This is a genomic window from Pseudomonas sp. NBRC 111139 (assembly GCF_001753955.1).
Taxonomy (GTDB): domain Bacteria; phylum Pseudomonadota; class Gammaproteobacteria; order Pseudomonadales; family Pseudomonadaceae; genus Aquipseudomonas; species Aquipseudomonas alloputida.
On record NZ_BCBP01000014.1, the window covers coordinates 104,034 to 130,900 of the forward strand.

The 26,867-nt window shown below is 60.0% G+C and carries 24 protein-coding genes; 13 read left to right on the forward strand and 11 right to left on the reverse strand.

Translation table 11 applies throughout. From position 1 onward, the window contains the following. Positions 1–9: 9 nt before the first annotated feature. Positions 10–1,383, forward strand: coding sequence for a Trk system potassium transporter TrkA (gene trkA / locus BJQ17_RS00585; protein WP_070095363.1), 1,374 nt, complete (start codon positions 10–12; stop codon positions 1,381–1,383). A gap of 11 nt (positions 1,384–1,394) precedes the next feature. Beyond that, a complete protein-coding gene (locus BJQ17_RS00590) occupies positions 1,395–1,709 on the forward strand; it encodes a tetratricopeptide repeat protein (RefSeq protein ID WP_070095364.1) in 315 nt (104 codons plus the stop codon). 98 nt (positions 1,710–1,807) lie between these two features. Here BJQ17_RS00590 and BJQ17_RS00595 read toward each other — a convergent pair whose 3' ends face one another. Both BJQ17_RS00595 and BJQ17_RS00600 read right to left on the reverse strand, forming a co-directional pair. After that, positions 1,808–2,695, reverse strand: a complete 888-nt coding sequence (locus tag BJQ17_RS00595) for a lysophospholipid acyltransferase (RefSeq protein ID WP_070095365.1) — start codon at positions 2,693–2,695, stop codon at positions 1,808–1,810. A 41-nt stretch (positions 2,696–2,736) separates the two neighbouring features. Then, positions 2,737–3,288: a DNA-3-methyladenine glycosylase I gene (locus BJQ17_RS00600; RefSeq protein WP_003253123.1), complete on the reverse strand. Its 552-nt coding sequence runs from the start codon at positions 3,286–3,288 to the stop codon at positions 2,737–2,739. A gap of 83 nt (positions 3,289–3,371) precedes the next feature. Here BJQ17_RS00600 and glyQ point away from each other — a divergent pair, with 83 nt between their 5' ends. The 4 genes from glyQ to BJQ17_RS00620 are packed head-to-tail and all read left to right on the forward strand — an operon-like array spanning position 3,372 to position 7,734. Further along, positions 3,372–4,319 carry a glycine--tRNA ligase subunit alpha gene (gene glyQ, locus BJQ17_RS00605; protein WP_003253126.1) on the forward strand — a complete coding sequence of 316 codons (948 nt, stop codon included), beginning with the start codon at positions 3,372–3,374 and terminating at the stop codon, positions 4,317–4,319. Further along, complete coding sequence (glyS, locus tag BJQ17_RS00610) at positions 4,316–6,370, forward strand: glycine--tRNA ligase subunit beta (RefSeq protein ID WP_004575173.1); 2,055 nt, start codon at positions 4,316–4,318, stop codon at positions 6,368–6,370. The genes glyQ and glyS overlap by 4 nt, the downstream gene beginning before the upstream one ends. 3 nt (positions 6,371–6,373) lie before the next feature. Then, entirely contained in the window at positions 6,374–6,901 is a 528-nt protein-coding gene (gene gmhB, locus BJQ17_RS00615) for a D-glycero-beta-D-manno-heptose 1,7-bisphosphate 7-phosphatase (protein WP_003253129.1), read from the forward strand. A 47-nt stretch (positions 6,902–6,948) separates the two neighbouring features. Next, a complete protein-coding gene (locus BJQ17_RS00620) occupies positions 6,949–7,734 on the forward strand; it encodes a 1-acyl-sn-glycerol-3-phosphate acyltransferase (protein WP_010951467.1) in 786 nt (261 codons plus the stop codon). Between the two features lie 174 nt (positions 7,735–7,908). Here BJQ17_RS00620 and BJQ17_RS00625 read toward each other — a convergent pair whose 3' ends face one another. Then, positions 7,909–9,528, reverse strand: a complete 1,620-nt coding sequence (locus BJQ17_RS00625) for an MFS transporter (protein ID WP_011953118.1) — start codon at positions 9,526–9,528, stop codon at positions 7,909–7,911. 97 nt (positions 9,529–9,625) lie between these two features. Further along, the gene (locus BJQ17_RS00630) at positions 9,626–11,272 is read right to left on the reverse strand and encodes a GMC family oxidoreductase (protein WP_070095366.1); all 1,647 of its coding nucleotides are present in this window, start codon (positions 11,270–11,272) and stop codon (positions 9,626–9,628) included. Between the two features lie 234 nt (positions 11,273–11,506). On the opposite strand from BJQ17_RS00630, the gene BJQ17_RS00635 reads away from it, so the two are divergent. Next, on the forward strand, positions 11,507–12,394 hold the full coding sequence (locus BJQ17_RS00635) for a LysR family transcriptional regulator (protein WP_003253138.1): 888 nt from the start codon (positions 11,507–11,509) through the stop codon (positions 12,392–12,394). Here BJQ17_RS00635 and BJQ17_RS00640 read toward each other — a convergent pair. The 3 genes from BJQ17_RS00640 to BJQ17_RS00650 are packed head-to-tail and all read right to left on the reverse strand — an operon-like array spanning position 12,383 to position 15,391. Next, the gene (locus BJQ17_RS00640) at positions 12,383–13,201 is read right to left on the reverse strand and encodes a sulfite exporter TauE/SafE family protein (RefSeq protein ID WP_047603759.1); all 819 of its coding nucleotides are present in this window, start codon (positions 13,199–13,201) and stop codon (positions 12,383–12,385) included. The genes BJQ17_RS00635 and BJQ17_RS00640 overlap by 12 nt on opposite strands. Further along, on the reverse strand, positions 13,198–14,466 hold the full coding sequence (locus BJQ17_RS00645; protein WP_070095367.1) for an FAD/NAD(P)-binding oxidoreductase: 1,269 nt from the start codon (positions 14,464–14,466) through the stop codon (positions 13,198–13,200). The genes BJQ17_RS00640 and BJQ17_RS00645 overlap by 4 nt, the downstream gene beginning before the upstream one ends. 40 nt (positions 14,467–14,506) lie before the next feature. Continuing rightward, positions 14,507–15,391 (reverse strand): MBL fold metallo-hydrolase, encoded by an 885-nt coding sequence (locus BJQ17_RS00650; protein WP_003253146.1) that lies wholly within the window; start codon positions 15,389–15,391, stop codon positions 14,507–14,509. Positions 15,392–15,613: 222 nt separating this feature from the next. Here BJQ17_RS00650 and BJQ17_RS00655 point away from each other — a divergent pair, with 222 nt between their 5' ends. After that, positions 15,614–16,906 carry a sigma-54-dependent Fis family transcriptional regulator gene (locus BJQ17_RS00655; RefSeq protein ID WP_003253147.1) on the forward strand — a complete coding sequence of 431 codons (1,293 nt, stop codon included), beginning with the start codon at positions 15,614–15,616 and terminating at the stop codon, positions 16,904–16,906. Between the two features lie 129 nt (positions 16,907–17,035). Beyond that, complete coding sequence (locus BJQ17_RS00660; RefSeq protein WP_070095368.1) at positions 17,036–17,443, forward strand: RcnB family protein; 408 nt, start codon at positions 17,036–17,038, stop codon at positions 17,441–17,443. A 64-nt stretch (positions 17,444–17,507) separates the two neighbouring features. On the opposite strand, the gene gyrB is transcribed toward BJQ17_RS00660, so the two are convergent. Genes gyrB through dnaA form a run of 4 tightly spaced genes read right to left on the reverse strand, consistent with a single transcriptional unit; the run spans position 17,508 to position 23,713 of the window. Beyond that, positions 17,508–19,928: a DNA topoisomerase (ATP-hydrolyzing) subunit B gene (gyrB, locus tag BJQ17_RS00665; RefSeq protein ID WP_003253152.1), complete on the reverse strand. Its 2,421-nt coding sequence runs from the start codon at positions 19,926–19,928 to the stop codon at positions 17,508–17,510. Between the two features lie 4 nt (positions 19,929–19,932). Then, complete coding sequence (recF, locus tag BJQ17_RS00670) at positions 19,933–21,036, reverse strand: DNA replication/repair protein RecF (protein WP_019750113.1); 1,104 nt, start codon at positions 21,034–21,036, stop codon at positions 19,933–19,935. A gap of 15 nt (positions 21,037–21,051) precedes the next feature. Then, complete coding sequence (gene dnaN, locus BJQ17_RS00675) at positions 21,052–22,155, reverse strand: DNA polymerase III subunit beta (protein ID WP_003253156.1); 1,104 nt, start codon at positions 22,153–22,155, stop codon at positions 21,052–21,054. 40 nt (positions 22,156–22,195) lie between these two features. Further along, on the reverse strand, positions 22,196–23,713 hold the full coding sequence (gene dnaA, locus BJQ17_RS00680; RefSeq protein WP_003253158.1) for a chromosomal replication initiator protein DnaA: 1,518 nt from the start codon (positions 23,711–23,713) through the stop codon (positions 22,196–22,198). A 595-nt stretch (positions 23,714–24,308) separates the two neighbouring features. Here dnaA and rpmH point away from each other — a divergent pair. Genes rpmH through yidC form a run of 4 tightly spaced genes read left to right on the forward strand, consistent with a single transcriptional unit; the run spans position 24,309 to position 26,784 of the window. Then, positions 24,309–24,443, forward strand: coding sequence for a 50S ribosomal protein L34 (gene rpmH / locus BJQ17_RS29550; protein ID WP_003253163.1), 135 nt, complete (start codon positions 24,309–24,311; stop codon positions 24,441–24,443). A gap of 13 nt (positions 24,444–24,456) precedes the next feature. Next, positions 24,457–24,861 carry a ribonuclease P protein component gene (gene rnpA, locus BJQ17_RS00685; RefSeq protein ID WP_003253166.1) on the forward strand — a complete coding sequence of 135 codons (405 nt, stop codon included), beginning with the start codon at positions 24,457–24,459 and terminating at the stop codon, positions 24,859–24,861. After that, positions 24,854–25,099 (forward strand): membrane protein insertion efficiency factor YidD, encoded by a 246-nt coding sequence (gene yidD, locus BJQ17_RS29555; RefSeq protein ID WP_003253169.1) that lies wholly within the window; start codon positions 24,854–24,856, stop codon positions 25,097–25,099. Before rnpA ends, yidD begins: the two co-directional genes overlap by 8 nt. Positions 25,100–25,101: 2 nt before the next feature. Beyond that, on the forward strand, positions 25,102–26,784 hold the full coding sequence (gene yidC / locus BJQ17_RS00690; RefSeq protein ID WP_003253171.1) for a membrane protein insertase YidC: 1,683 nt from the start codon (positions 25,102–25,104) through the stop codon (positions 26,782–26,784). The last annotated feature ends 83 nt before the right edge of the window (positions 26,785–26,867 follow it).

Sequence of the window (26,867 nt, forward strand, 5' to 3'; positions counted from 1 at the left end):
GAGTAGCGCATGAAGATCATCATCCTCGGCGCAGGGCAGGTAGGCGGTACGCTGGCTGAACACCTGGCCAGCGAAGCCAACGACATTACCGTGGTCGACACCGACGGCGACCGCCTGCGCGACCTCGGCGACCGCCTGGACATCCGCACCGTCCAGGGCCGCGGCTCACTGCCGACGGTGCTGCGCCAGGCCGGTGCCGACGACGCCGACATGCTGGTGGCGGTAACCAACAGTGACGAGACCAACATGGTTGCCTGCCAGGTGGCCTATTCGCTGTTCCATACCCCGACCAAGATTGCACGGGTGCGCGAATCGTCCTACCTGACCCGCGAAGAGCTGTTCGACAACGACCATATCCCGGTCGACGTTCTGATCAGCCCCGAGCAGGTGGTGACCAATTACATCAAGCGCCTGATCGAACACCCAGGCTCGCTGCAGGTGATCGACTTCGCCGAGGGCAAGGCCCAGCTCGTGGCAGTGAAGGCCTACTATGGCGGCCCGCTGGTCGGCCAGCAATTGCGCCAGATCCGTGCGCATATGCCCAACGTCGACACCCGCGTGGCAGCCATCTTCCGTCGCGACCGGCCGATCACCCCGCGTGGCGACACGGTGATCGAAGCCGACGACGAGGTGTTCTTCATTGCCGCGAAGAAGGATATCCGTGCGGTGATGGGCGAACTGCGCCGCATCGACGAGACCAATAAACGCATTGTCATCGCGGGCGGCGGGCAGATCGGCGAGCGCCTGGCGGAAGCCATCGAAAGCCGATATCAGGTGAAGATCATCGAGATGAGCCCGGCGCGTTGTCGGCACCTCTCCGATACCCTCGAAAGCACTGTGGTGCTGCAGGGCAGCGCTTCGGACAAAGACCTGATGCTCGAAGAGAACATCGCCGACGCCGATATTTTCCTGGCCCTGACCAACGATGACGAAGCCAACATCATGTCGTCGCTGCTGGCCAAGCGCCTGGGCGCAGGCAAGGTGATGACCATCATCAACAACCCGGCTTATGTCGACCTGGTACAGGGCGGTGATATCGACATTGCCATCAGCCCGCAGCTGGCCACCATCGGTACCCTGCTGGCGCACGTGCGCCGGGGCGACATTGTCAGCGTGCACTCGCTGCGCCGCGGTGCGGCCGAAGCGATCGAGGCGGTGGCACATGGCGATTCGAAGTCGAGCAAGGTGGTCGGCAAGGCGGTCGAGAACATTGCCCTGCCACCGGGAACCACCATCGGCGCGATCATCCGTGACGAAGAGGTGATGATTGCCCACGACGACACCGTGATCGAATCGGGTGACCATGTGATCCTGTTCGTTGTGGATAAAAAGCACATTCGTGATGTGGAGAAGCTGTTCCACGTCGGCTTGAGTTTCTTCTAGGAGAAGAGGGCATGCGCGAATCGCTGGAGAAGATGCTGGCCAAAGGTGTGGATAACCCGCTGCTGAGGTTTGGCCTGGGCAAGGCCTGGCTGGATGAAGGCAACGGCGCTGAAGCAGCGGTGCACCTGGCGCGCTGTGTAGAGCAGGATCCGAAATACTCGGCAGCATGGAAGCTGCTGGGCAAGGCCTATCAGCTGCAGGGCGAGCTGGCGGCGGCGCGCAAGGCGTGGGAAGACGGGATCGTGGCGGCGCAGGCCCATGGTGACAAGCAGGCCGAAAAAGAGATGACCGTATTCCTGAAGAAGCTCAACAAAGCAGCGGGTTGACGCGGCCCTTGTAGGAGCGGGTTTACCCGCGAATGCGTCGGTGAATCCAACATCGCATTCGCGGGTAAACCCGCTCCTACCAGAGGGCGGTGAATGGCTTAATACCAGCGCGGCTCGCCAGCCGGGCGCTTCTTGAAGCGCTTCATGCTCCACATGTACTGGCTGGGGTACTCGCGCACATAGCGCTCGACCACCTTGCTCATCGCCGCCGCCGACACATTCACGTCGGTGCTGTACATCCCCTCTGGCGCCGCCTCCAGGAACACCTTGAAGCCCGAGCCATCCGGCAACCGCAGCGCATGCAGGAACACACCTACCGCCTTGCCACCGGCCAGCATGTTCGGCACGAACTTGCTGGTCAGCGCCTGGGTGCCGAGGAACGGCACGAACACGCCCGCCGATTCCGCCGGCTCCGGGTCGGCAGGAATACCCACCTGGCCACCACGGCGCACTTCCTTGATCACGCTGAGGATGCCTTCCTTGGTCGACGGTGCCACGCGATTGCCCATCTGCACGCGCTGCTCGCGCAGCAGATCATCCACCGCCTTCAGCTTCGGCGGGCGGTAGAAGATGATCGGTTTGCACTGGTTGCAGTAGAAGTGGTTCAACACTTCCCAGTTGCCCAGGTGGCTGGTGATGCCGACCACCCCTTTACCTGAGGCCAAAGCCTGCTCCAGCACTTCCAGGCCATGCACTTCCTTGACCAGCTCCAGCGAGCGTTGTGGCGGCCAGATCCAGGCACAGGCACTTTCGACAAAGGATTTACCGATATCCCGCAGCGCCTGGCCCACCAGTTGCTCACGGGCAACCGGGTCCATCTCCGGGAAGCACTTGGCCAGGTTGATCCGTACCACGTTGCGCGAACTGTTGGGGATTTTCCACATCAGCCAGCCAATACCGGCGCCGACACGCTGCACAGCGCCCCAGGGCAGCTTGGCAAACAGGCGCAGCACCCCGACCATCAGGGCGCCCTTGAACTTTTCCACAGGCGAATTCCTTATTTCAGCAAGGCGCGCATTGTAACCCCTCAGCGCAACAAGGCGGCGTAGCGATCGCAGTCGGTGGTGTGGTCCATGACCATGCCGGTGGCCTGCATGAAGGCGTAGCAGATGGTCGGACCGACGAACGTGAAGCCAGCTTTCTGCAAGGCCTTGCTCATTGCCTTGGCTTCATCGGTAACAGCTGGCACGTCGCCGCGCGCCTTGAAGTGGTTGATCTTTGGCGAGCCGCCGACGAACGACCACAGCCATTCGGCGGGGTTATCCACAGCCAGCCAGGCCTGGGCGTTGCGCCGCGCAGCCTTGAGCTTGAGGCGATTGCGGATGATGCCTGCATCCTGCATCAATTCTTCGATGCGTTCGTCGCCCATGGCCGCCAGCTTTACGGGGTCGAAGCCGTACATCACCTGGCGATAACGCTCGCGTTTGCGCAAAACGGTAATCCATGAAAGCCCTGCCTGGAACCCTTCGAGCAAAAGCATCTCGAAGAGCAACGCCGGGTCGCGCTGTGGCATCCCCCATTCCTGGTCGTGGTAGGCCTGGTACAACGGATCGTCGGTACACCAAAAGCAGCGTGGCATAAGGCTCCAATGAGTAGAGGGCGAGGCGAATCAGGTTATACTCCCGCTCTTTACATCCGCATCCCCAGATACAGGTGAATTTCGTGAGCCAGCCTACGCCAGCCGTGCGTACCTTCCAAGACCTGATCCTTGCCCTGCAGAACTACTGGGCAGCTCAAGGTTGTGTGGTACTTCAGCCCTACGATATGGAAGTAGGCGCCGGCACTTTCCACACCGCTACATTCCTGCGCGCCGTGGGTCCAGAAACCTGGAACGCCGCCTATGTGCAGCCGAGCCGTCGTCCTGCCGACGGGCGGTATGGCGAAAACCCCAACCGCCTGCAGCACTACTACCAGTTCCAGGTGGTGCTCAAACCGAACCCGGCCAACTTCCAGGAGCTGTACCTCGGCTCGCTGAAAGCCATCGGCCTGGATCCGTTGGTGCACGACATTCGTTTCGTCGAAGACAACTGGGAATCGCCGACCCTCGGCGCCTGGGGTCTGGGCTGGGAAATCTGGCTCAACGGCATGGAAGTGACCCAGTTCACCTACTTCCAGCAGGTTGGCGGCATCGAGTGCTACCCGGTCACCGGTGAAATCACCTACGGCCTGGAGCGCCTGGCCATGTACATCCAGGGCGTCGATTCGGTGTACGACCTGGTGTGGGCCGACGGCCCGTTCGGCAAGGTCACCTATGGCGACGTGTTCCACCAGAACGAGGTGGAGCAGTCGACCTACAACTTTGAACATGCAAACGTCGACAAACTGTTCGAGCTGTTCGATTTCTACGAAAGCGAAGCCAACCGCCTGATCAAGCTGGAGCTGCCGCTGCCGACCTATGAAATGGTCCTGAAGGCATCGCATACCTTCAACCTGCTGGACGCCCGCCGCGCCATCTCGGTAACCGAGCGCCAGCGTTACATCCTGCGTGTACGTACCCTGGCCCGGGACGTGGCGCAAAGCTATCTGCAAGCCCGCGCACGCCTGGGCTTCCCGATGGCCACCCCTGAACTGCGTGACGAAGTGTTGGCTAAGCTGGAGGCTGCACAATGAGTGCTCAAGATTTTCTGGTAGAACTGGGCACCGAAGAGCTGCCACCCAAGGCCCTCGCCAGCCTCGGCGACGCCTTCCTGGCCGGTATCGAAAAAGGCCTGCAGGCTGCTGGCCTGAACTACGCCGGCAAGCAGGTGTACGCCGCGCCGCGTCGTCTGGCCGTGCTGATTCGCCAGCTGGACGTGCAGCAGCCTGACCGCAGCATCAACATCGACGGCCCGCCCCTGCAGGCTGCCTTCAACGCCGAAGGCGAGCCGACCCAGGCTGCGCTGGGCTTCGCCAAGAAGTGCGGCGTGGAACTGGCCGAAATCGACCAGAGCGGCCCCAAGCTGCGCTTCTCCCAGCACATCCCGGGCAAGGCCACCACTGACCTGCTGCCGACCATCGTCGAAGATTCGCTGAACGACCTGCCGATCCCCAAGCGCATGCGCTGGGCGGCCAGCCGTGAAGAGTTCGTGCGCCCGACCCAATGGCTGGTAATGCTGCTGGGCGACCAGGTGGTCGACTGCACCATTCTGTCGCAGAAGGCCGGCCGTGAATCCCGTGGCCACCGCTTCCATCATCCGGAAACCGTGGTCATCACTACCCCGGCCAACTATGTCGAAGACCTGCGTAAAGCTCACGTGCTGGCCGACTTCGCCGAACGCCGCGAGCTGATCAGCAAGCGTACCGCTGAGCTTGCCATGCAGCAGGAAGGCACGGCCATCGTGCCGCCGGCGCTGCTGGACGAAGTGACTGCTCTGGTCGAATGGCCAGTGCCGCTGGTGTGCTCGTTCGAAGAGCGTTTCCTTGAGGTGCCGCAGGAAGCCCTGATTACCACCATGCAGGACAACCAGAAGTACTTCTGCCTGCTGGACAGCGAAGGCAAGCTGCTGCCGCGCTTCATTACCGTGGCCAACGTCGAAAGCCGCGACCCGAAGCAGATCGTGCAAGGCAACGAAAAAGTCGTGCGCCCGCGCCTGACCGACGCCGAGTTCTTCTTCAAGCAGGACAAGAAGCAGCCACTGGAAACCTTCAACGAGCGCCTCAAGAACGTGGTGTTCCAGGCTCAGCTCGGCACCGTGTACGACAAGGCCGAACGTGTTTCCAGGCTGGCCGCCTTCATTGCTCCGCTGATCGGCGGCGACGCCCAGCGCGCTGGCCGTGCCGGCCTGCTGTCGAAGTGCGACCTGGCCACCGAGATGGTCGGCGAATTCCCTGAAATGCAGGGTGTTGCCGGTTACTACTACGCGCTCAACGACGGTGAGCCGGAAGACGTAGCCCTGGCCCTGAACGAGCAGTACATGCCGCGCGGTGCAGGCGCCGAGCTGCCGCAGACCCTCACCGGTGCTGCTGTGGCCATCGCCGACAAGCTCGACACCCTGGTGGGTATCTTTGGCATCGGCATGCTGCCTACCGGCAGCAAGGACCCGTACGCCCTGCGCCGTGCGGCTCTGGGCGTGCTGCGTATCCTGATCGAGAAGCAACTGGACCTGGACCTGACCGGTGCAGTCGAGTTTGCGGTCAAGCAGTTCGGCGCCAAGGTCAAGGCCCCCGGCCTGGCCGAGCAAGTACTGGAGTTCATTTTCGACCGCCTGCGCGCGCGTTACGAAGACGAAGGCATCGACGTGGCCACGTACCTGTCGGTACGCGCACTGCAGCCAGGCTCCGCCCTGGACTTCGACCAGCGCGTACAAGCCGTGCAGGCGTTCCGCAAACTGCCGGAAGCCGAGGCCCTGGCCGCGGTGAACAAGCGCGTGTCGAACCTGCTGAGCAAGGCCGAAGGTGCCATCGCCGAGCAGGTCGAGCCGAAGTACTTCGACAATGCCAACGAGTTCTCCCTGTACTCGGCCATCCAGCAGGCCGACCAGGCCGTGCAACCGATGGCTGCGGCACGTCAGTACAGCGAATCGCTGGCCCGCCTGGCGGCCCTGCGTGACCCGGTCGATGCCTTCTTCGAGGCGGTCATGGTCAACGCCGAAGACGCCAAGGTACGTGCCAACCGTTATGCCCTGCTCAGCCGTCTGCGCGGCCTGTTCCTGGGCGTGGCTGACATTTCGCTGCTGGGGTAAGCCTTGAAACTGCTGATTCTCGACCGTGACGGGGTGATCAACTACGACTCCGATGCGTACATCAAGACGCTGGAAGAATGGGTGCCGATCCCCGGTTCGGTCGATGCGATCGCGCAGTTGAGCAAGGCGGGCTGGACGGTGGCCGTGGCCACCAACCAGTCCGGCATTGCCCGTGGCTACTACCCGCTGGCAACCCTTGAGGCCATGCACGCGCGCCTGCGCGCGCTGGTGGCCGAGCAGGGCGGTGAGGTGGGCCACATCGTGTATTGCCCGCATGGGCCGGACGAAGGGTGCGATTGCCGCAAGCCCAAGCCCGGCATGCTGCGGGCGATCGCCGAGCATTACCAGATCGGCCTTGAAGGCGTCTGGTTCGTCGGCGACAGCAAAGGTGACCTGGAGGCCGCCCTGGCCGTCGGTGCACAACCCGTGCTGGTGAAGACCGGCAAGGGCGAGCGGACCCTGGAAAAAGGCGTCCCGGAAACTACACTGATTTTCGACGATCTGGCAGCTATCGCCAGAGAACTAATTTAAACAGTGCGCCTTCTGGCGCATTTTTCTTCAGGCGGGCATGCCCCGCAATGGTACAAGCCACTATGTCGATCCTGCAGGCGATCAGAATCTTTCTTTTTTACCTGCTGCTGGGCACCAGTTCGCTGCTGTGGTGCTCGCTGAGCTTCTTCGTCGCGCCGTTCCTGTCGTTCCCCAAGCGCTACAAGTTCATCAACGTGTACTGGTGCCGCTGCGCGCTGTTTCTGGTGCGCACCATCCTGGGCATCGACTACAAGATCACTGGCGCCGAGAACGTGCCAGCTGAGCCTTGCGTGATTCTGTCCAATCACCAGAGCACCTGGGAAACCTTCTTCCTGTCCCAGTACTTCTCGCCGCTTAGCCAGGTGCTCAAGCGCGAGCTGCTGTATGTACCGTTCTTCGGCTGGGCCATGGCCATGCTGCGGCCCATCGCGATCAACCGCGACAACCCCAAGGAAGCGTTGCGCCAGGTGGCGAGCAAGGGTGACGAACTGCTCAAGCAGAAGACGTGGGTGCTGATTTTCCCAGAAGGCACCCGTGTACCGTTCGGCACCATCGGCAAGTTCTCGCGCGGCGGTACCGCCCTGGCCGTGAATGCCGGGCTGCCGGTGCTGCCGATTGCCCACAACGCTGGGAAGTTCTGGCCCAAGACCGGTTGGGGCAAGCGTGCCGGTACAATCGAAGTGGTAATTGGTGAGCCGATGTACGCCAACGGCACGGGGCCACGTGCCATTGCCGAACTCAACGACCGCGCTGCAGCTTGGAACGAAGCGACCCAGCGGGCCATGGGATCGCTGCCGCCAGCTGCGGAAAAACCTCAGGAGCAGATGGCTTGACCTTCTGTGGATAACTTGTGTGCAGTTTTTGGATTAAATGCTTTAATTGATACCTAAGTGTATGAATTTTCTAGTTATTTCTTTGTATGAATTTTTTCTGAAAATCGTGCATAAGTTTTTTTGAAGCATAAGAAAACCGGCTTTTACAGCCGGTTTTTTTATGGCATGTGGACATCAGACTTTGTCGATATCTACATCCTTGGTTTCTCTCAGACAGAAGATCCCTACCACCAGGCTGATCCCGGTCACCAGCACCGGGTACCACAGCCCGTAGAAGATATCCCCGGTATAGACCACCAGCGCGAACGATACGGTAGGCAGGAAACCACCGAACCAGCCATTACCAATGTGGTAGGGCAGCGACATCGAGGTGTAGCGGATGCGGGTCGGGAACAGCTCGACCATCACCGCCGCCAACGGACCATAGGTCATGGTCGCGATCAGGATCATCGCCACGATCAGCACCACCACCATTACCTGGTTAACCTGCGCAGGGTCGGCCTTGGCCGGGTAACCAGCCTGCTCGATTGCAGCACGCATGGCGGTTTCATCAAAGCCGTTGATGGTCTTGTCACCGATGTTCACCACCACTTCACTGCCGGCCACGCTTACCGAGCTGTACGGCAGGCCCTGCTTGACCAGGAACGTCTTGACCTTGTCGCACGGGCTGTCAAAACGAGCCTTGCCCACTGGGTCGAACTGGAATGTGCAGCCTTGCGGGTCGGCGGTGACCACGATCGGCGCCTGACGGCTGGCAGCGTCGATCTGCGGGTTGGCGTAGTGGCTCAGCGCCTTGAACAGTGGGAAGTACAGTACCGTGGCCAGCAACAGGCCGAGCATCAGGATCGGCTTGCGGCCGATACGGTCGGACAACCAGCCAAAAAACACGAAGAACGGCGCGCCAATCACAACGCTGATGATGAGCAGGGTGTTGGCCTGAGCCGAGTCCATTTTCAGCATCTGGGTCATGAAGAACAGAACGTAGAACTGCGCCGTGTAGAAGGTCACAGCCTGCCCCGCGTTGATGCTGAACAGGGCGGTAAGCACCACTTTCAGGTTTGGCCAGGAGGTGAATGACTCACGGATGGGCGACTTGCTGACCTTGCCCTGAGCCTTCATTTTCACAAAGGCCGGCGACTCGTGCATGCTCATGCGAATCCAGGTGGAGATCGCCAGCAGCACGATCGACAGCAGGAACGGCAAGCGCCAGCCCCAGGTTTCGAACTGGTCGCCACTGACATACCGGCTACCCAGCACCACCAACAGCGACAACAACAGGCCCAACGTTGCGGTGGACTGGATGAAACCGGTATGCAAGCCACGCTTGCCGGGCGGCGCATGCTCGGCCACGTAAGTGGCGGCACCGCCATACTCACCGCCCAGCGCCAGCCCCTGAAGCATGCGCAGGATCACCAGGATGATCGGTGCGGCGATGCCGATGCTGGCGTAGGTGGGCAACAACCCCACAGCGAAAGTGGACAGGCCCATCAGCACGATGGTGACCAGGAAGGTGTACTTGCGCCCGATCATGTCACCCAGGCGGCCGAACACCAGCGCGCCAAACGGCCGCACCAGAAAGCCCGCAGCAAAGGCCATCAGGGCGAAGATGAAAGCGGTGGTATCGTTCACGCCAGCGAAGAACTGCTTGCTGATGACCGCTGCCAGCGCACCATAGAGAAAAAAGTCATACCACTCGAAAACCGTCCCGAGGGATGACGCGAAAATGATCTTGCGTTCTTCACGGCGGCTGGAGCTGCTGGCCGCCGCACCCTGCTCTTGGATGTAATCCGACATCGTTGCTGTCCTCGGCCCTTAGGCCACAGTGATTATTCTTGTTGTTCCACTGTCGGCGACTTCTGACCGCAAGCCGCCGGTACTGCACGCACCCGGGTCAGGGCGTCGGTAACGCGTCTTCGTTCAGGTAGGTCTGGGTAGCAGCTCCTTTGAGGATCAGTTGCGCCGCCTTTTCGGCGATCATCAGGGTGGGGGAACAGGTATTGCCGGACGTTATCTGCGGCATGATCGAAGCATCAGCCACACGAAGACCGGGGATGCCATGCACGCGCAGCTGGTTATCCACAACGTCCATGGCACCGTTGCCCATGCGACAGGTACCGACCGGGTGGAAGATGGTGGTGCCGATCTTGCCAGCGGCCTCGAACAGTTCTTCCTCGCTTTGCAGCGCTGGGCCCGGCAAATATTCCTTGGGCTCGAAAGCGGCGAGGGCAGGGGCCTGGACGATGCGCCGGGTAAGGCGAATGGCATCGGCAGCAACCCGCAAGTCCTGCGGAGCACTGAGGTAATTGGGGTCGATCAGCGGCGTGCTGTTCATGTCGGTGCTGCAGATGTCGATGCGCCCGCGGCTGACCGGGCGCAGGTTGCACACCGAAGCCGTAAAGGCCGGGAACTGATGCAACGGCTCACCGAAGCGTTCCAGTGACAGCGGCTGCACGTGATACTGAAGGTTGGCGGTGGCCTGTTCAGGGCTTGAACGCACGAACGCGCCTAACTGGCTCGGCGCCATGGCCAGCGGCCCGCTACGGTCGTAGAGGTAACGCAGGCCCATGCCCATCTTGCCCCACAGGCTGTTGGCCATCTGGTTCAAGGTACGGGTGTTGCGGATCTGGTAAATCAGGCGCAGTTGCAGGTGGTCCTGCAAGTTGCCACCAACGCCTGGCATATCGTGGCGAACACCAATACCCAAGCTTTCCAGCAACTGACGCGGGCCGATGCCGGAGCGCTGGAGGATGCCCGGAGAACCAACCGCCCCAGCACAGAGAATGATCTCGCGGCGCGCCGCAAACTCATGCCAGGCCCCTTGCCAGAGCGCCTTCACCGCCCGTGCGCGGGTGTTGTCGAGCAGTACCTGGTCAACCTGCACGCCGGTCAGCACAGTGAGGTTGGCGCGATCCTTGATCGGCCGCAGGAAAGCTTTGGAAGCGTTCCAGCGCACACCACTGCGCTGGTTGACCTGAAAATATCCACAACCCTGGTTGTCGCCGGTGTTGAAATCGTCGACCTTGCCAATACCACTCTGCTCGGCGGCATCACGGAAAGCATCAAGGATCGGCCAGCTGTAGCGTTGGCGCTCGACCCGCCATTCGCCCTCCGCGCCGTGGTGCTCGCTGGCGCCGGCAAAGTGGTTTTCGCTGGCCTTGAACAGCGGTAACACATCTTTCCACGCCCAGCCGTCGTTGCCTTGCGCGGCCCAATGGTCATAGTCGGCGGCTTGGCCCCGCATGTAGATCATGCCGTTGATCGACGAACAGCCACCTAGCACCTTGCCCCTTGGATAACCCAAAGCGCGACCGCCGAGGCCAGGCTGTGCCTCGGTCTTGAAGCACCAGTCTGTGCGCGGGTTGCCGATGCAGTAGAGGTAACCGACGGGGATGTGGATCCAGGGATAATTGTCGCGGCCACCCGCCTCCAGCAGCAGCACGCGGCAGGAAGGGTCGGCGGACAAACGATTGGCCAGCAGGCATCCGGCGGGACCGGCCCCTACGACCACGTAGTCGAAGACAGAATCGGCTGATGGCATGTGCAACCTCGCGCCTGTTTTTTATTCTTGTCCCGATCCATCTTAGTGAGTAATTTCGTGGATGAAACACGAGATTTCGCGCAGCCGCTGTGCGTTTTAGCACAGTGGCAAGCCTGTACCGACCTTTTCGCGGGCTCGCCCGCACCTCAGGGATCACGTTACCTTCAGGGTGTTCACCGCACCTGTGGGGCATGCCCGTGAAGAGGCCGGAACGAACTGCCATAAAGGACAAGCATGTTCGACTGGAATGATCTGCGGTTTTTCCTCGAGTTGCAGCGCAGCGGCCGCCTGCTGACCGCCGCCAAGCGCCTGAACACTACCCACAGCACCGTGGCCCGGCATATCGAGAGCATCGAGCAGAGCCTGGGAACCGCGCTGTTCGTGCAGCATGCCCAGGGCTACGAGCTGACCCCCTCGGGCCAAGCCCTGCTCAAGCATGCCGAAGCCATGGAGAACGTCGCCTTGCTGGCACAGGAGGAAATCACCCAGGCCATCACCCCACTGGGCAAGATTCGCCTGGGGGTAACCGAAGGCATCGGCATCATGTTCTTCACCCCACGCATGAACGCGTTGTTCGAGCGCTACCCCGGCCTGGAGGTGGAACTGGTAGCGGTGCCGCGTTTCGTCAGCATCCTCAACCGCGAGGCAGAAATCAGCATCCATCTGGAGCGACCCAACGCCGATCTGCTGATCACCCGCAAACTCACCGACTACCGCTTGGCGCTGTACGCCAGCCAGGACTACCTGGACCGCGCACCGCCACTGCGCAACCGCGAAGACTTGGCCCGGCACAGCTGGATCGGCTACGTTGACGATTTGCTGTTCAGCCAGGAACTGCTGTTTCTCAACAGTTTCTGCCGAGCACCCAACGTGGTGTTTCGCAGCACCAGCGTGATCGCCCAGCAAGCCGCCGCCCGCGCCGGGCTGGGCATCGCCGTGCTGCCCAACTACATGGCCCGCCACGACCCGACACTGGTGCGCGTGCTGCCGGGAGAAACCATCCAGCGCAGCTACTGGATCTGCACCCGACGCGAGTTGCACAAGTCTGTGCGCCTGCGGGTGGTGTGGGACTACCTGCTGGCGTTGTGCGCGGCCGAACAAAGCGAGTTGCTAGCCGAGTAGTGCCTTGCCGGCCAACAACAGGGCAGCGGCCCAACCTGCCACGGCAAACATCTGCTGCAGACGCGGCCCGGCCAACCTGGCTGCCAAGGGTCGCGACAGCAGCAGGCCGAGCACCGCGCCGACGGCAAACGGGGCGCCAACCTGCCAGTGCATGACGCCCGCAAGGCTGGCGCTGACCACACTGCCGGTAGAGACCAAGGCAATCACCGCCAGCGAAGTGGAAACGATGCTGGCCATGCGCAGGTTGGTGTAGCGGTTCAGGGCAGGGATGATGACGAACCCCCCACCCACGCCGAGCAGGCCGGACAACAACCCGGACAAGGCACCCGTGAATGCCAATGCGCGCGCGCAGGGTAGGGTCCAGCGCAAACGCCCCTGCAACGGGTTCAGCACACACGGCTCGATAAAGCGATGAGCGTCATTGGCTTCGCCACGCAGTTCTTTGGCCGCCTTGCGCCAGATACGCAGGCAGGCATAAACCAGCACGCCGGCGAATACCAACTGCAACGGTGTATTCGGCAGGCGGTGCGCCAGCATCAGCCCGAACGGCGCTGCTGCCACACCAACCAACGCAATGAACAGCGCAGCCCGATAACGCACCAGCCCTTGGCGCAAGCCCAGCACTGCGCCAACCGCTGCAGCCAAACCTACAGCCAACAGGCCCACCGGTGCCGCTTCGACCATCGATAGCCCCAGGCCGAACACCAGCAAGGGTACAGCGAGAATGCCACCGCCTGCGCCGGTCAGCGCCAGCACAGCGCCGATGATTGCGCCAAGGCCCGCCCCTAACAGTTGATGCTCGATCACTGCCCACCCTCGGCTACCAGCTGCGGGCGTGCCAACCACTCGCGCCCCTTGAGCATGCCTTGCCAGTACAACGGTGGCAGCGCCTGTGCCTTGAGCAGCCAGGCCAGGCGTGTCGGCTTGCGGCCATCGAGTAACCAGTTGGGGAAGCTCGGTGCCAGCTTGCCGCCATAGGTGAATTCGGCCAGGACGATCTTGCCGCGCTCGACGGTAAGCGGGCACGAGCCATAGCCGTCGTACTGGGCCAGGGTCGCCAGCCTGCCCAGCGCCACCAGCACATTGTTGGCGACCACCGGTGCCTGCTTGCGCGCCGCAGCGGCGGTCTTGGCATTGCTGGTGTTAGCCACGTCACCCAGGGCATGAACGTTGGTGTATTTGCGATGGCGCAGGGTATGCGGATCGACGTCAACCCAGCCGGAGCTATCAGCCAAGGGGCTTTCGCGAATGAAGTCTGGCGCCACCTGTGGCGGTACCACGTGCAGCATGTCAAAGACCTCGATGCGCGTTTCGCTGCTGCCATCGGGCAAGGTACGCAAGAATGTAGCGCGCTTTCCCGGGCCGTCTACGGCAACCAACCTGTGGGAGAAGTTGAGGTCGACGGCGTATTTTTCGATGTACTTCATCAGCGCGGGCACGTAATCCGCGACACCGAACAGTACGGCACCCGCATTGTAGAAGCTGGCTTTCACCGCCCCCAAATGGCCATGGCGCAGCCAGTGGTCGCAAGACAGATACAGCGCCTTCTGTGGTGCACCGGCGCACTTGATCGGCATGGGCGGCTGGCTGAACAACGCGCGTCCTTGCTTGAGCTTTTGCACCAGTTCCCAGGTATAGGGTGCCAGGTCGTAGCGGTAGTTGGAGGTGACACCGTTGCGGCCCAGGGTCTCGCTGAGCCCATCGATGGCCGCCCAGTCTAGCTTGAGGCCGGGGCAGACGATCAGCTGTTCATAGCTGATGGCGCGACCATCATCGAGGATGACCAACTGGGCCAATGGGTCGAATCCCTTTACCCGCGCCTTGACCCAGCGCACACCGCGAGGAATGGTCGACGCCATGGTGCGGGCAGTGCTGGGTGCCTTGAACACACCGGCACCGACCATGGTCCAGCCGGGTTGGTAGTAGTGCACTTCGGCAGGGTCGATCAAGACCACGTCCAACGATGGGTCGCGGCTGATCAGGCTGGAAGCAGTGGCGATACCGGCGGCACCGGCACCGACGATGACCACCTTGTGGTGGTCGGTATTGGCAGGGGACAACAAGGCAGGCATGGCGGCAAATCCTGGAAATCTGATTATGGGGGCAGGGCGGTTACAGCTTGTTCAGCGGGATCTTCAGATAGCTCACGCCGTTCGCCTCTGGAGGGGGTAGCTGGCCGCTACGCATGTTCACCTGCACCGAAGGCAGGATCAGCACAGGCATTTCGAGCGTCTTGTCGCGGGCTTCGCGCATGGCAACGAAGCTGTCCTCATCGATACCCTGATGGATGTGAATGTTGCTGGCGCGCTGCTCGGCGACAGTAGTGACGTACTGCATGTCGCGGCCACCTGGCAGGTAGTCGTGGCACATGAACAACCGAGTCTGGTCGGGGAAAGCCAGCAGGCGACGGATTGAGCGGTACAAGGTGCGGGCATCGGCCCCGGGGAAGTCGCAGCGGGCGGTGCCGTAATCGGGCATAAACAAGGTGTCTCCAACGAACACCGCGATCTCGCCGGCATCTTCGATCATGAAACTCATGCACGCGGGTGTGTGCCCAGGCGTGTGCAACGCACGGGCCTGCAGGTTGCCAATACGGAAACCTTCCTCATCTTCGAGCAGCACATCGAACTGGCTGCCATCACGGGCGAAGCCGGGCTCTGCGTTGAACAAGGCGCCAAACACTTTCTGCACCTGGGTAATGTGCGCGCCAATTGCGGTATGGCCGCCCAGCTTTTCTTTCAGGTAGGCAGCCGCTGAAAGGTGGTCAGCGTGCACATGGGTTTCCAACACCCACCGCACGCTGGCATTCAGTTCATTCACACGCTCGACCAAGCGATCAGCCGAAGCGCTACAGGTGCGCCCGGACTTGGGGTCGTAATCCAGCACGCTGTCGATCAATGCGCATTGTCGGGTTTCACGGTCCATGACCAGGTAGCTGATGGTCGAGGTCGCCTCGTCGTAGAAGGCGTCCACGTGAAGGTTGTTGCCGATGATCATCACGTTCTCCAATTTATCCGCCCCGCCTTGTACAGGCGTAGGCAGTGACAGGAGCTTTATCAAGATGCATGCCAGGCTCTTTGCCACTCACTGGCCAGTAAAACCGGCCAGTTGCAGACCGCTGTGGGCAAAACTGGCAGCCCAGGTGGCAGTCGACTGACAGCCAATGGCAGTGTTTGGCAGTCCTTGTTACCCTGCGTCGGTCATCCATACGGTGCCGACATGCCTGAAGCCCATCCTCTCATCCTAGCTCTGGTTTCCTACCTCGAGCACGATGCCCTTCCGACCATCGTGTTGGACACCGACTACAACATCCTCGCCGCCAATGCGGCCTATCGCCGTCAGTTTGGCCGGCATGATCAGGCCCCACTGGGCGAGAAGTGCCACAGGGTTTCGCACCACTACGCTGTGCCGTGCGACCAGGCTGGCGAACATTGCCCGATGCGCAAGGCGTGGGACAGCAAGGTACCGGAGCGGGTATTGCACATTCATCACACACCACGCGGCCCGGAGCATGTGGATGTGGAGTTGCGGCCGATCCTGGATGAGCAGGGCAAGGTAGTTGCCTTTGTCGAACGCCTCACCACCATCACCCTCGCTTCGGCGCAGCCACAGGAGCAAGGGTTGGTCGGCCGCGCGCCAACCTTCAAGGCCGCGCTGGCCAGCCTGCAGCGTGCGGCACCGGCGCAGATCCCGGTGTTGCTGCAGGGGGAGTCGGGGACCGGCAAGGAGCTGTTCGCCCGTGCAGTGCACATGGGCAGCCCCAGGGCCAACGGCCCACTGGTGGTGGTCGACTGCACAGGCCTGACCGAGTCGTTGTTCGAGAGTGAACTGTTCGGCTATGAGAAGGGCGCGTTCACCGGGGCGAATCAGCGCAAGATCGGCTTGGCCGAGGCGGCGCATGGCGGCACCTTGTTCCTCGATGAAATTGGTGAAGTGCCGCTGGCGATGCAGGTGAAGTTGCTGCGCCTGATAGAGTCCGGGAGTTTCCGTCCCGTGGGCAGCCTGCGCACTGTGCATTCGGATTTCCGCCTGATATCGGCCACCCATAAACCACTTAAACAAATGGTCGCGGATGGCTCCTTCCGTGAAGACCTGTATTACCGCATCAGCGGCTTCCCGATTCGTCTGCCTGCATTGCGCGAACGGGTGGAAGATCTGCCGCTGCTCGCACAGAGCCTGCTGCAGCGCATGGCCGGCCAGCCGACGCCCAGGCTGAGTGAAGACGCCTTGCAGCAACTTGCGTTGCATCCGTTTCCGGGCAATATCCGCGAACTGCGCAACATTCTGGAACGCGCGCGTTTGTTTGCCGATGACGGTGTGATCAGGCCAGAGCATTTACCGGAAGACACTGGACTGACTGGCGCGGCTAAAGGAAGCGGCCGTCGCAATGACCTGGGTGAGCTGGCGCAGGCGCTGGAGCAGTTCAAAGGCTCGCGCAGTGAACTGGCCAGTCATCTTGGCATGAGTGAACGCACGCTGTATCGCCGCTTGAAAGCGCTCGGGCTGAACTGAAAGAACGCCAGACTTTACCGGACCTTTACCTGCGCCCTGACATTGAAAGGGAAAAATCGTGGTCTGATCAGTTAACCGAACCTGGCAATCAATACTTGCCAGGCGATTACAGGCAGAGGACCGCATCAAATGAAGAAAACCCTAACCGTGATCTGCGCCGCGCTCATGCTCAGCACACCGCTGGCAAGCTTCGCGCAACCGGGCCCGCCTGATCGGCATGATGGCGGCCCATCGCACCAAGGCAACCCGCCACAGGGTCAACCACAGCACCAGGGCCGACATGACAATGGCCCCGGTCCTGCTTACCGTGATCCAAACTTCCGCCCACAACAAGGCATGCCGATACCTCATAAGCAGTGGCAGCGTGGTCATGCCGTTGATCCACATTACCGTGGTGACCGTTACTGGGTAACTGACTGGAAAGCGCGCCACCTGTATGCGCCACCTCGTGATCATCGTTGGCTGTATGTGAATGGCGACTATGTGCTGGTGGCCATTGCCAGCGGTGTGATCGTGAACATTCTCACCGGCTACTGATTGTTTGCAGGCACTAAAAAGCCCGCATCAGCGGGCTTCTTAGTGTCTAGCGAATTACACCTGATCAGAAGTCCAGGTTCGACACCGACAGCGCGTTACTTTCGATGAAGTCACGACGCGGCTCGACCGCATCACCCATCAGGGTGTTGAAGATCTGGTCAGCTGCGATGGCATCTTCGATAGTGACCTTGAGCATACGGCGAACGGTCGGGTCCATGGTGGTTTCCCACAGTTGGTCCGGGTTCATCTCACCCAGCCCTTTGTATCGCTGAATCGTATGGCGCTTGGTGGTCTCGTTCATCAGCCAATCCAGGCCCTCTTTGAACTCGACGATTGCCTTGCGGCGTTCACCACGCTGCACGTACGCACCTTCACCCAACAGGCTCGAAAGCTTGGCACCAATGTTGACTACGGTACGGTAGTCATTGCTGCCGAAGAAATCACGGTTGAACGTGATGTAGCTGGCCAGACCGTGAGAGGTAATTTCCACTTCAGGCAGCCATACGTTGCGCTCTTTGTCTTCACGCAGGCTGGCGTTGTAAGCCAGGCCAGACTTCTGGCTGGAGTTCAGACGCGCCTGGAACTGGGCCAGCCAGGCCTGCATCACTGCGTGGTCACCCAACTGCTCCAGGGTCACCTCAGGCAGGTAGACGAAGTGCTCAGTCAGCTCTTCCGGGTACAAGCGCGACAGGCGCTTGAGAGTCTTCATGACACTACGGAACTCATTCACCAGCGCTTCCAGCTGCACACCGGAAACTGCTGGCGCCGATTCGTCCAGGTGCAGGCTGGCATCTTCCAGAGCCGACTGGGTCATGTACTCTTCCATGGCCTCATCGTCCTTGATGTACTGCTCCTGCTTGCCTCGTTTCACCTTGTACAGCGGCGGCTGGGCAATATAGATGTAGCCACGCTCGACCAGCTCCGGCAGCTGACGGAAGAAGAAGGTCAGCAGCAGCGTACGGATGTGCGAACCGTCAACGTCAGCATCGGTCATGATGATGATGTTGTGATAACGCAGTTTGTCGATGTTGTACTCTTCACGGCCGATACCACAGCCCAGCGCAGTGATCAGCGTGCCCACTTCCTGGGACGAAATCATCTTGTCGAAGCGCGCTTTCTCGACGTTGAGGATTTTACCCTTCAGCGGCAAGATCGCCTGGGTACGACGGTTGCGGCCTTGCTTGGCCGAGCCACCCGCAGAGTCACCCTCCACCAGGTACAGTTCGGAGAGAGCAGGATCCTTCTCTTGGCAGTCGGCCAGCTTGCCCGGCAGACCCGCGATATCCAGCGCACCTTTACGGCGGGTCATTTCACGGGCTTTACGGGCGGCTTCACGGGCGCGAGCTGCGTCGATCATCTTGCCAACGACGGCCTTCGCCTCGTTCGGGTTTTCCAAGAGGAAATCGGCGAAGTACTTGTTCATCTCCTGTTCCACGGCGGTTTTCACCTCCGAGGAGACCAGCTTGTCCTTGGTCTGCGAGCTGAACTTCGGGTCCGGTACCTTCACCGAGATGATTGCGGTCAGGCCTTCACGGGCGTCGTCGCCAGTGGTTGCCACCTTGTTCTTCTTGGCCAGGCCTTCCTGCTCAATGTAGCTGTTAAGGCTACGGGTCAGCGAGGAACGGAAGCCCACCAGGTGGGTGCCGCCATCTCGCTGCGGAATATTGTTGGTAAAGCACAGCAGGTTTTCGTTGAAGCTGTCGTTCCATTGCAGGGCGACTTCAACACCCACGCCATCGTCACGCTGAACGTTGAAGTGGAACACCTGGGAGTTGACCGGCGTCTTGTTGGTGTTCAAGTACTCGACGAACGCACGCAGACCGCCTTCGTACTTGAAGAACTCTTCCTTACCGCTGCGCTCGTCCTTCAGCAGAATGCCAACGCCCGAGTTAAGGAACGACAGCTCGCGGATGCGCTTGGCCAGGATGTCCCAGCTGAAGTGAATGTTCTTGAAGGTTTCAGCCGATGGTTTGAAGTGGATGTGGGTACCCGTGGTTTCACTGTCACCGACAACCGCCATAGGCGCTTGTGGAACACCGTGAACGTAAGTCTGTTCCCAGATCTTGCCGCTACGGCGAACGGTCAGAACCAGCTTCTCGGACAGGGCGTTCACAACCGACACACCTACACCGTGCAGACCGCCGGATACTTTGTAGGAGTTGTCGTCGAACTTACCGCCGGCGTGCAGCACAGTCATGATGACCTCGGCTGCGGAAACGCCTTCTTCCTTATGCACATCGACCGGAATGCCGCGACCGTTGTCGCGCACACTGATAGATTCGTCCGGGTGGATGATGACAGTGATGTCATCGCAGTGACCGGCGAGGGCTTCGTCGATCGAGTTGTCGACCACCTCGAAGACCATGTGGTGCAGGCCACTACCATCATCGGTGTCGCCAATGTACATGCCGGGACGCTTGCGTACGGCATCCAAACCTTTCAGCACCTTGATGCTGGAGGAGTCGTACGTTTGATTTTCGCTCATGCCTTCACTCCCGATGGTCGTGGGTCTGGGTGATACGGCCTTGTTCCACGTGGAACAAAGCAACTGGCGTTTCCGTCTGCCAGCCTTCCCTCAGTAATTCGTGATCTACACAGGTGATGAACACCTGGCAGCGTAATTCTTCAAGCAAGCGGCACAGTGCGCGGCGATGCTGGTCATCCAGTTCGGACGGCAAGTCATCCACGAGATAAATACAGTGACCGCGGCGAGCCTGACTAACGAGGTGGCCTTGGGCAATGCGCAATGCGCATACCACCAACTTTTGCTGACCACGCGACAGGATGTCGGCTGCGTTGTTGCCAGCCAACCGCAAACGCAGATCAGCACGCTGCGGACCGGCCTGGGTATGGCCCATCTGCTGATCGCGAAGGAGGGAGGAGGCGAGCACTTCTTGCAGTTCCCGGTCCTTGTCCCAGCCTCGGTAGTAGCTCAGGGTCAACCCGTCCAGCTCGACCAGTTCGCTCAGGGTTCGCTCGAAGACGGGCTTCAAGGCCTTGATGTAGTTGCGACGGTATTCATCTATTTCCGCGCTAGCCAGGCACAATTCCCGGTCCCAGGCGGCTTGCGAAGCTGGGTCAAGTGTACCATGACGCAACCATGAGTTCCGCTGCCGCAGCGCCTTCTGAAGGCGTTGCCAGGCGGGCAGAAAACGAGGTTCCACGTGGAACACCCCCCAGTCCAGAAACTGGCGGCGTATTTTTGGGGCACCTTCCAGCAGCCGGAAACTGTCTGGGTTGATGAGCTGGAGCGGCAGTAACTCAGCCAATTGCGCGGCGCTGCGCGCATTCTGCCCATCGATGCGGATAGTAAACTCCCCTTGTCGCTCACGGGACACACCCAGGTTGCTCGTACCACCCTGCGTCAGCTGAACCTCGCCGAAAACAGTACAGGCAGCCTGTTCGTACTGAATAACCGGATTCAGGCGGGTGCTGCGAAATGAACGGGCCAGCCCGAGCAAATGCACGGCTTCTAGCACGCTGGTCTTGCCGCTGCCGTTGGCGCCGTAAAGGATGTTGATGCGGGGGGAGGGTAAGAGTGTCACCGGGTGCAAGTTGCGCACCGCGGTGACCATGATACGTCGAAGGGACATTTCGCCTGCTACAGGTTACAGGCGCATCGGCATGACAACGTAGGAAGAATCGTCATTGCCAGCTTCCTGCAGCAGCGCACTGCTGTTTGAATCGGACAGGATCAGACGAACTTGCTCAGTAGTCATCACGCCCAGCACGTCCAGCAAATAGCTGACGTTGAAACCAATCTCCAGCGAGCTACCTTCGTAGTCCACGCTGATTTCTTCTTCAGCTTCTTCCTGCTCGGGGTTGTTAGCCTGGATCTTCAGTTGACCGGCAGCCAGCTGCAGGCGAATACCGCGGTACTTTTCGTTGGAAAGAATCGCAGTACGGCTGAAAGCTTCACGCAGCGCCTGGCGGTCTCCGACAACCAGCTTGTCACCGCCTTTGGGCAGTACGCGCTCGTAGTCCGGGAATTTGCCGTCCACCAGCTTGGAGGTAAAGGTGAACTCGCCGGTAGTGGCGCGGATGTGATGCTGGCCCAGCACGATGCTGACCATACCTTCAGGATCGGTCAGCAGGCGCGCCAACTCCAGGATGCCTTTACGCGGCACGATGACCTGGTGTCGATCCTCCTGCTCGATCGGCGCGCTCATCGAGCAAAGCGCCAGGCGGTGACCGTCGGTGGATACGGCGCGCAACGTGTTGCGGGAAACCTCAAGCAGCATGCCGTTGAGGTAATAGCGCACATCCTGCTGGGCCATGGCGAAGCTGGTTCGCTCGATCAGGCGGCGCAGCTTGCTCTGCTCCAGGTTGCAGGTCAGCGAACCCGGGCCTTCTTCCACAGTCGGGAAGTCGTTGGCAGGCAGGGTCGACAGGGTGAAGCGGCTGCGGCCGGCCTTTACCAACAACTTTTGCTCATCGACCTTGATATCGATCAGGGCGTCGTTAGGCAGGCTTTTGCAGATGTCCATCAGCTTGCGCGCCGGAACAGTGATCTCGCCAGGCTCGGCCGGCTCTTCCAGTTGCACGCGGCCTACCAGCTCGACTTCCAGGTCGGTACCGGTCAACGACAGTTGCTGGCCTTGTACGACCAGCAATACGTTGGACAGGACCGGCAAGGTCTGACGGCGCTCGACGACACCGGCGACCAGTTGCAGGGGTTTCAACAGGGCTTCGCGTTGAATGGTGAAATGCATGGTCTAGTCCCTTGCCTTCAATTAGCTGCGCAGACGGCCATCAGGTCGTCAGCGTCCGCAGCAGGTTCTTGTAGTCCTCGCGGATGTCCGCGTCGGATTCCTTCAGTTCATTGATTTTGCGGCAGGCGTGCAGCACGGTCGTATGGTCGCGACCACCGAACATGTCGCCGATTTCCGGCAGACTGTGGTTGGTCAACTCCTTGGACAGGGCCATGGCTACCTGACGCGGGCGCGCGACAGAACGCGAACGACGCTTGGACAACAGATCGGAGATCTTGATCTTGTAGTACTCAGCGACGGTACGCTGAATGTTATCCACACTGACCAGTTTGTCTTGCAGCGCCAACAGATCCTTGAGCGATTCACGAATCAGCTCGATGGTGATGTCACGGCCCATGAAATGCGAGTGAGCGATAACCCGCTTCAGTGCACCTTCCAGCTCACGGACGTTGGATCGAATGCGCTGAGCGATGAAAAAGGCTGCGTCATGCGGGAGCTCGACTTTGGCCTGGTCGGCCTTCTTCATCAGGATTGCTACGCGGGTCTCCAGCTCTGGCGGCTCGACAGCCACCGTCAGGCCCCAACCAAAGCGCGACTTCAGACGCTCTTCCAGGCCTTCGATTTCCTTGGGATAGCGGTCAGAGGTAAGGATTACCTGCTGGCCACCCTCAAGCAAGGCGTTGAAGGTGTGGAAAAACTCTTCTTGCGAGCGCTCTTTGCGAGCGAAGAACTGGATATCGTCGATCAGCAACGCGTCCACCGAGCGGTAGAAGCGCTTGAATTCGTTGATGGCATTGAGTTGCAACGCTTTGACCATGTCCGCGACGAAACGCTCCGAATGCAGGTACACGACCTTGGCGTTCGGATTCTTCTTCAGCAGATGGTTACCCACAGCATGCATAAGGTGGGTTTTACCCAAACCCACACCGCCATAAAGGAACAGTGGGTTGTAGCCATGCTTAGGGTTGTCCGCAACCTGCCAGGCAGCCGCGCGGGCGAGCTGGTTCGACTTACCTTCGACGAAAGTGTCAAAGGTAAAGGTCCGGTTCAGGTAACTGGTGTGCTTGAGCGCACCTTCAACCTGCACGGTGCGCTGTTCAGCCCGGCCACCACTGGGCGGCGCAGCAGCAGGCTCGGCCATGGCATCAAAGCTGTCACGCGAAGACGTCTCGACCAGTACAGGCTCGGCCGCAGCCACGGCAACGGGTTCAACCGCTGCTGCCGGAGCCGTCTTGTGTGCCTGAGTCTGCGCCAGCGAAGCCGCAACGGCAGCGCTGACCGGCGCGTTGGGCGCAGCCCTTGGGGCCGAGCTGCGACGGCTACCTATTAATAAGGAAAGGGCTGGTGCAATGCCGCTACCGTTCTCACCCAACAGCTCGAGCAAACGACCCAGGTACTTTTCATTGACCCAATCGAGAACGAAACGGTTAGGCGCATAGACGCGCAACTCGTCGCCTTCGGCTTCGACCTGTAGCGGACGGATCCAGGTGTTGAATTGCTGGGCAGGCAGTTCATCGCGCAGAAGCTCCACGCACTGCTGCCAAAGTTCCACTGACACGGATATCCCCTGAGTTTGAAAGCCGGATGAGGCAAAAACAAACCGCCATTGTACCGGTCGAGCGTTCAGTTATCCACATGTGGACACGTTAGGAACCACGACAAAACAGCCATTTATCGACCAAAACGGCTTTTCGCCTCTGTGAATAAGCCCTGTGGATAAACGCCCATGAGGGCTATGCACAACCCCAGCCCTTAGCCTGTTGATAACTCCACTGTGGATAACAGGTGTTTTCATCCACAGCTTTCGCTCACGATGGGAACAAGCGCAGCACGGGTTCAGAACAAAGTTGTAAAACTCTGTACACCCCGTAATTCATGGGCTAGCGCAGGTTATCCACAGAAGGTTATCCACTTAAGAGTTATAAGTTCTTCAAAAAAGCTTTTTATATGTCTCTTCTTTTTTTTCATGTTGTCCCCGATCCGTGTGTCCGATCAAGCACCCCTTGGGCACTGATCAACAGGCACCGTCCATCACATGCTCTATATGGAAAGACTGGTTGGAAATTGACCTATGGGCTTGCTTTCTCTAGAATCGCCGGTCTCTTAAAAAGGGGGCCATCCCGGCCCGTCGTCGACAAACCAGGTAACACGCCATGAAACGTACTTTCCAACCAAGCACCATCAAGCGCGCCCGCACCCACGGTTTCCGTGCCCGTATGGCTACCAAGAACGGCCGTGCTGTTCTGTCGCGTCGTCGTGCCAAAGGCCGTAAGCGTCTGGCCATTTGATTTTTCGGCACAGGTGGTGAGTCAGGACTTCAGTCGGGAAAAGCGACTGCTTACACCCCGGCATTTCAAAGCGGTCTTCGACTCCCCAACCGGCAAGGTTCCAGGGAAAAACCTGCTGATCCTTGCTCGCGAGAACGGCCTCGATCACCCACGCCTTGGCTTGGTAATCGGCAAGAAGAGTGTCAAGCTCGCCGTTCAACGCAACCGCCTCAAGCGCTTGATGCGCGATTCCTTTCGTCTGAACCAGCAATTGCTTGCCGGCCTGGACATCGTGATCGTCGCGCGCAAGGGATTGGGTGAGATAGAAAACCCGGAATTGCACCAACACTTTGGCAAACTCTGGAAACGCCTGGCGCGCAGCCGGCCGACACCAGCAGTCACCGCCAATTCCGCAGGGGTAGACAGCCAAGATGCGTAAACTGGCACTCGTTCCGATCCAGTTTTACCGTTACGCCATTAGTCCTCTGATGGCCAATCACTGTCGGTTTTTCCCCAGTTGCTCCTGTTACGCGTATGAAGCCATCGAAAACCATGGCATCTGGCGTGGTGGGTGGCTGGCCGTTCGTCGCCTGGGGCGTTGTCATCCGTGGAATGACGGCGGTTTCGACCCCGTTCCACCCGCTCCTTCCTCCCGAACTTCTTCGATAGCCGAGTAATCATGGATATTAAACGCACGATCCTGATCGCCGCGCTGGCAGTCGTGTCCTACGTCATGGTCCTGAAGTGGAACGATGACTACGGCCAGGCTGCCCTGCCGACTCAGAATACTGCTGCCAGCACTGTTGCTCCGGGCTTGCCCGATGGCGTGCCGGCCGGTAACAACGGTGCCAGCGCCGATGTACCGAGCGCCAACGCCGAATCGAGCCCTGCCGAACTGGCACCGGTCGCACTCAGCAAGGACCTGATCCGAGTCAAGACCGACGTTCTGGAACTGGCTATCGATCCGGTCGGTGGTGACATCGTCCAGCTGAACCTGCCGAAGTACCCACGCCGTCAAGACCACCCGAACATTCCATTCCAGTTGTTCGACAACGGTGGTGAGCGTGTTTACCTGGCACAAAGTGGTCTGACCGGCACCGATGGCCCGGATGCCCGCGCCAGCGGCCGTCCCCTGTATGCCGCCGAGCAGAAGAGCTACCAGCTGGCCGACGGCCAGGAACAACTGGTGGTAGACCTGAAGTTCAGTGACAACGGTGTCAACTACATCAAGCGTTTCAGCTTCAAGCGCGGTGAGTACGACCTGAATGTCAGCTACCTGATCGACAACCAGAGCGGCCAGGCCTGGAGCGGCAACATGTTTGCCCAGCTCAAGCGTGATGCCAGCGGCGATCCGTCCTCCAGTACTGCCACCGGCACCGCTACCTACCTGGGTGCGGCCCTGTGGACAGCTTCTGAGCCTTACAAAAAGGTCTCGATGAAGGACATCGACAAAGGTAGTTTGAAAGAAAATGTGTCCGGCGGTTGGGTTGCCTGGCTGCAGCACTACTTCGTGACCGCCTGGATTCCGGCCAAGTCGGACAACAACGTTGTCCAGACCCGCAAGGATAGCCAGGGCAACTACATCATCGGCTACACCGGCCCGGTTATCAGCGTACCGGCTGGCGGCAAGGTCGAAACCAGTGCCCTGCTGTACGCCGGCCCGAAGATCCAGTCCAAGCTGAAAGAGTTGTCCCCAGGCCTGGAATTGACCGTCGACTACGGCTTCCTGTGGTTTATCGCCCAACCGATCTTCTGGCTGCTGCAACATATCCACAGCCTGCTGGGTAACTGGGGCTGGTCGATCATCGTGCTGACCATGTTGATCAAAGGCCTGTTCTTCCCACTGTCGGCTGCCAGCTACCGCTCCATGGCGCGTATGCGTGCCGTTGCACCTAAGCTCGCCGCACTCAAGGAACGCTTCGGTGACGATCGCCAGAAGATGTCCCAGGCGATGATGGAGCTTTACAAGAAAGAGAAGATCAACCCACTGGGCGGCTGCCTGCCGATCCTGGTGCAGATGCCGGTATTCCTGGCCCTGTACTGGGTATTGCTGGAAAGCGTGGAAATGCGCCAGGCCCCATGGATACTGTGGATTACCGACCTGTCGATCAAGGATCCGTTCTTCATCCTGCCGATCATCATGGGCGCCACCATGTTCATCCAGCAGCGCCTGAACCCGACACCGCCGGATCCGATGCAGGCCAAGGTGATGAAAATGATGCCAATCATCTTCACCTTCTTCTTCCTGTGGTTCCCTGCCGGTCTGGTGCTGTACTGGGTTGTGAACAACTGCCTGTCGATTTCGCAGCAGTGGTACATCACTCGCCGTATCGAAGCAGCTACCAAAAAAGCTGCTGCTTGACGGGCTAATACGCTAGCCTGTGAATAAAAAACGCCCCCTAGTGGGGCGTTTTTGCTATCTGTCGTTTTTGTCGTAGAGGCTTT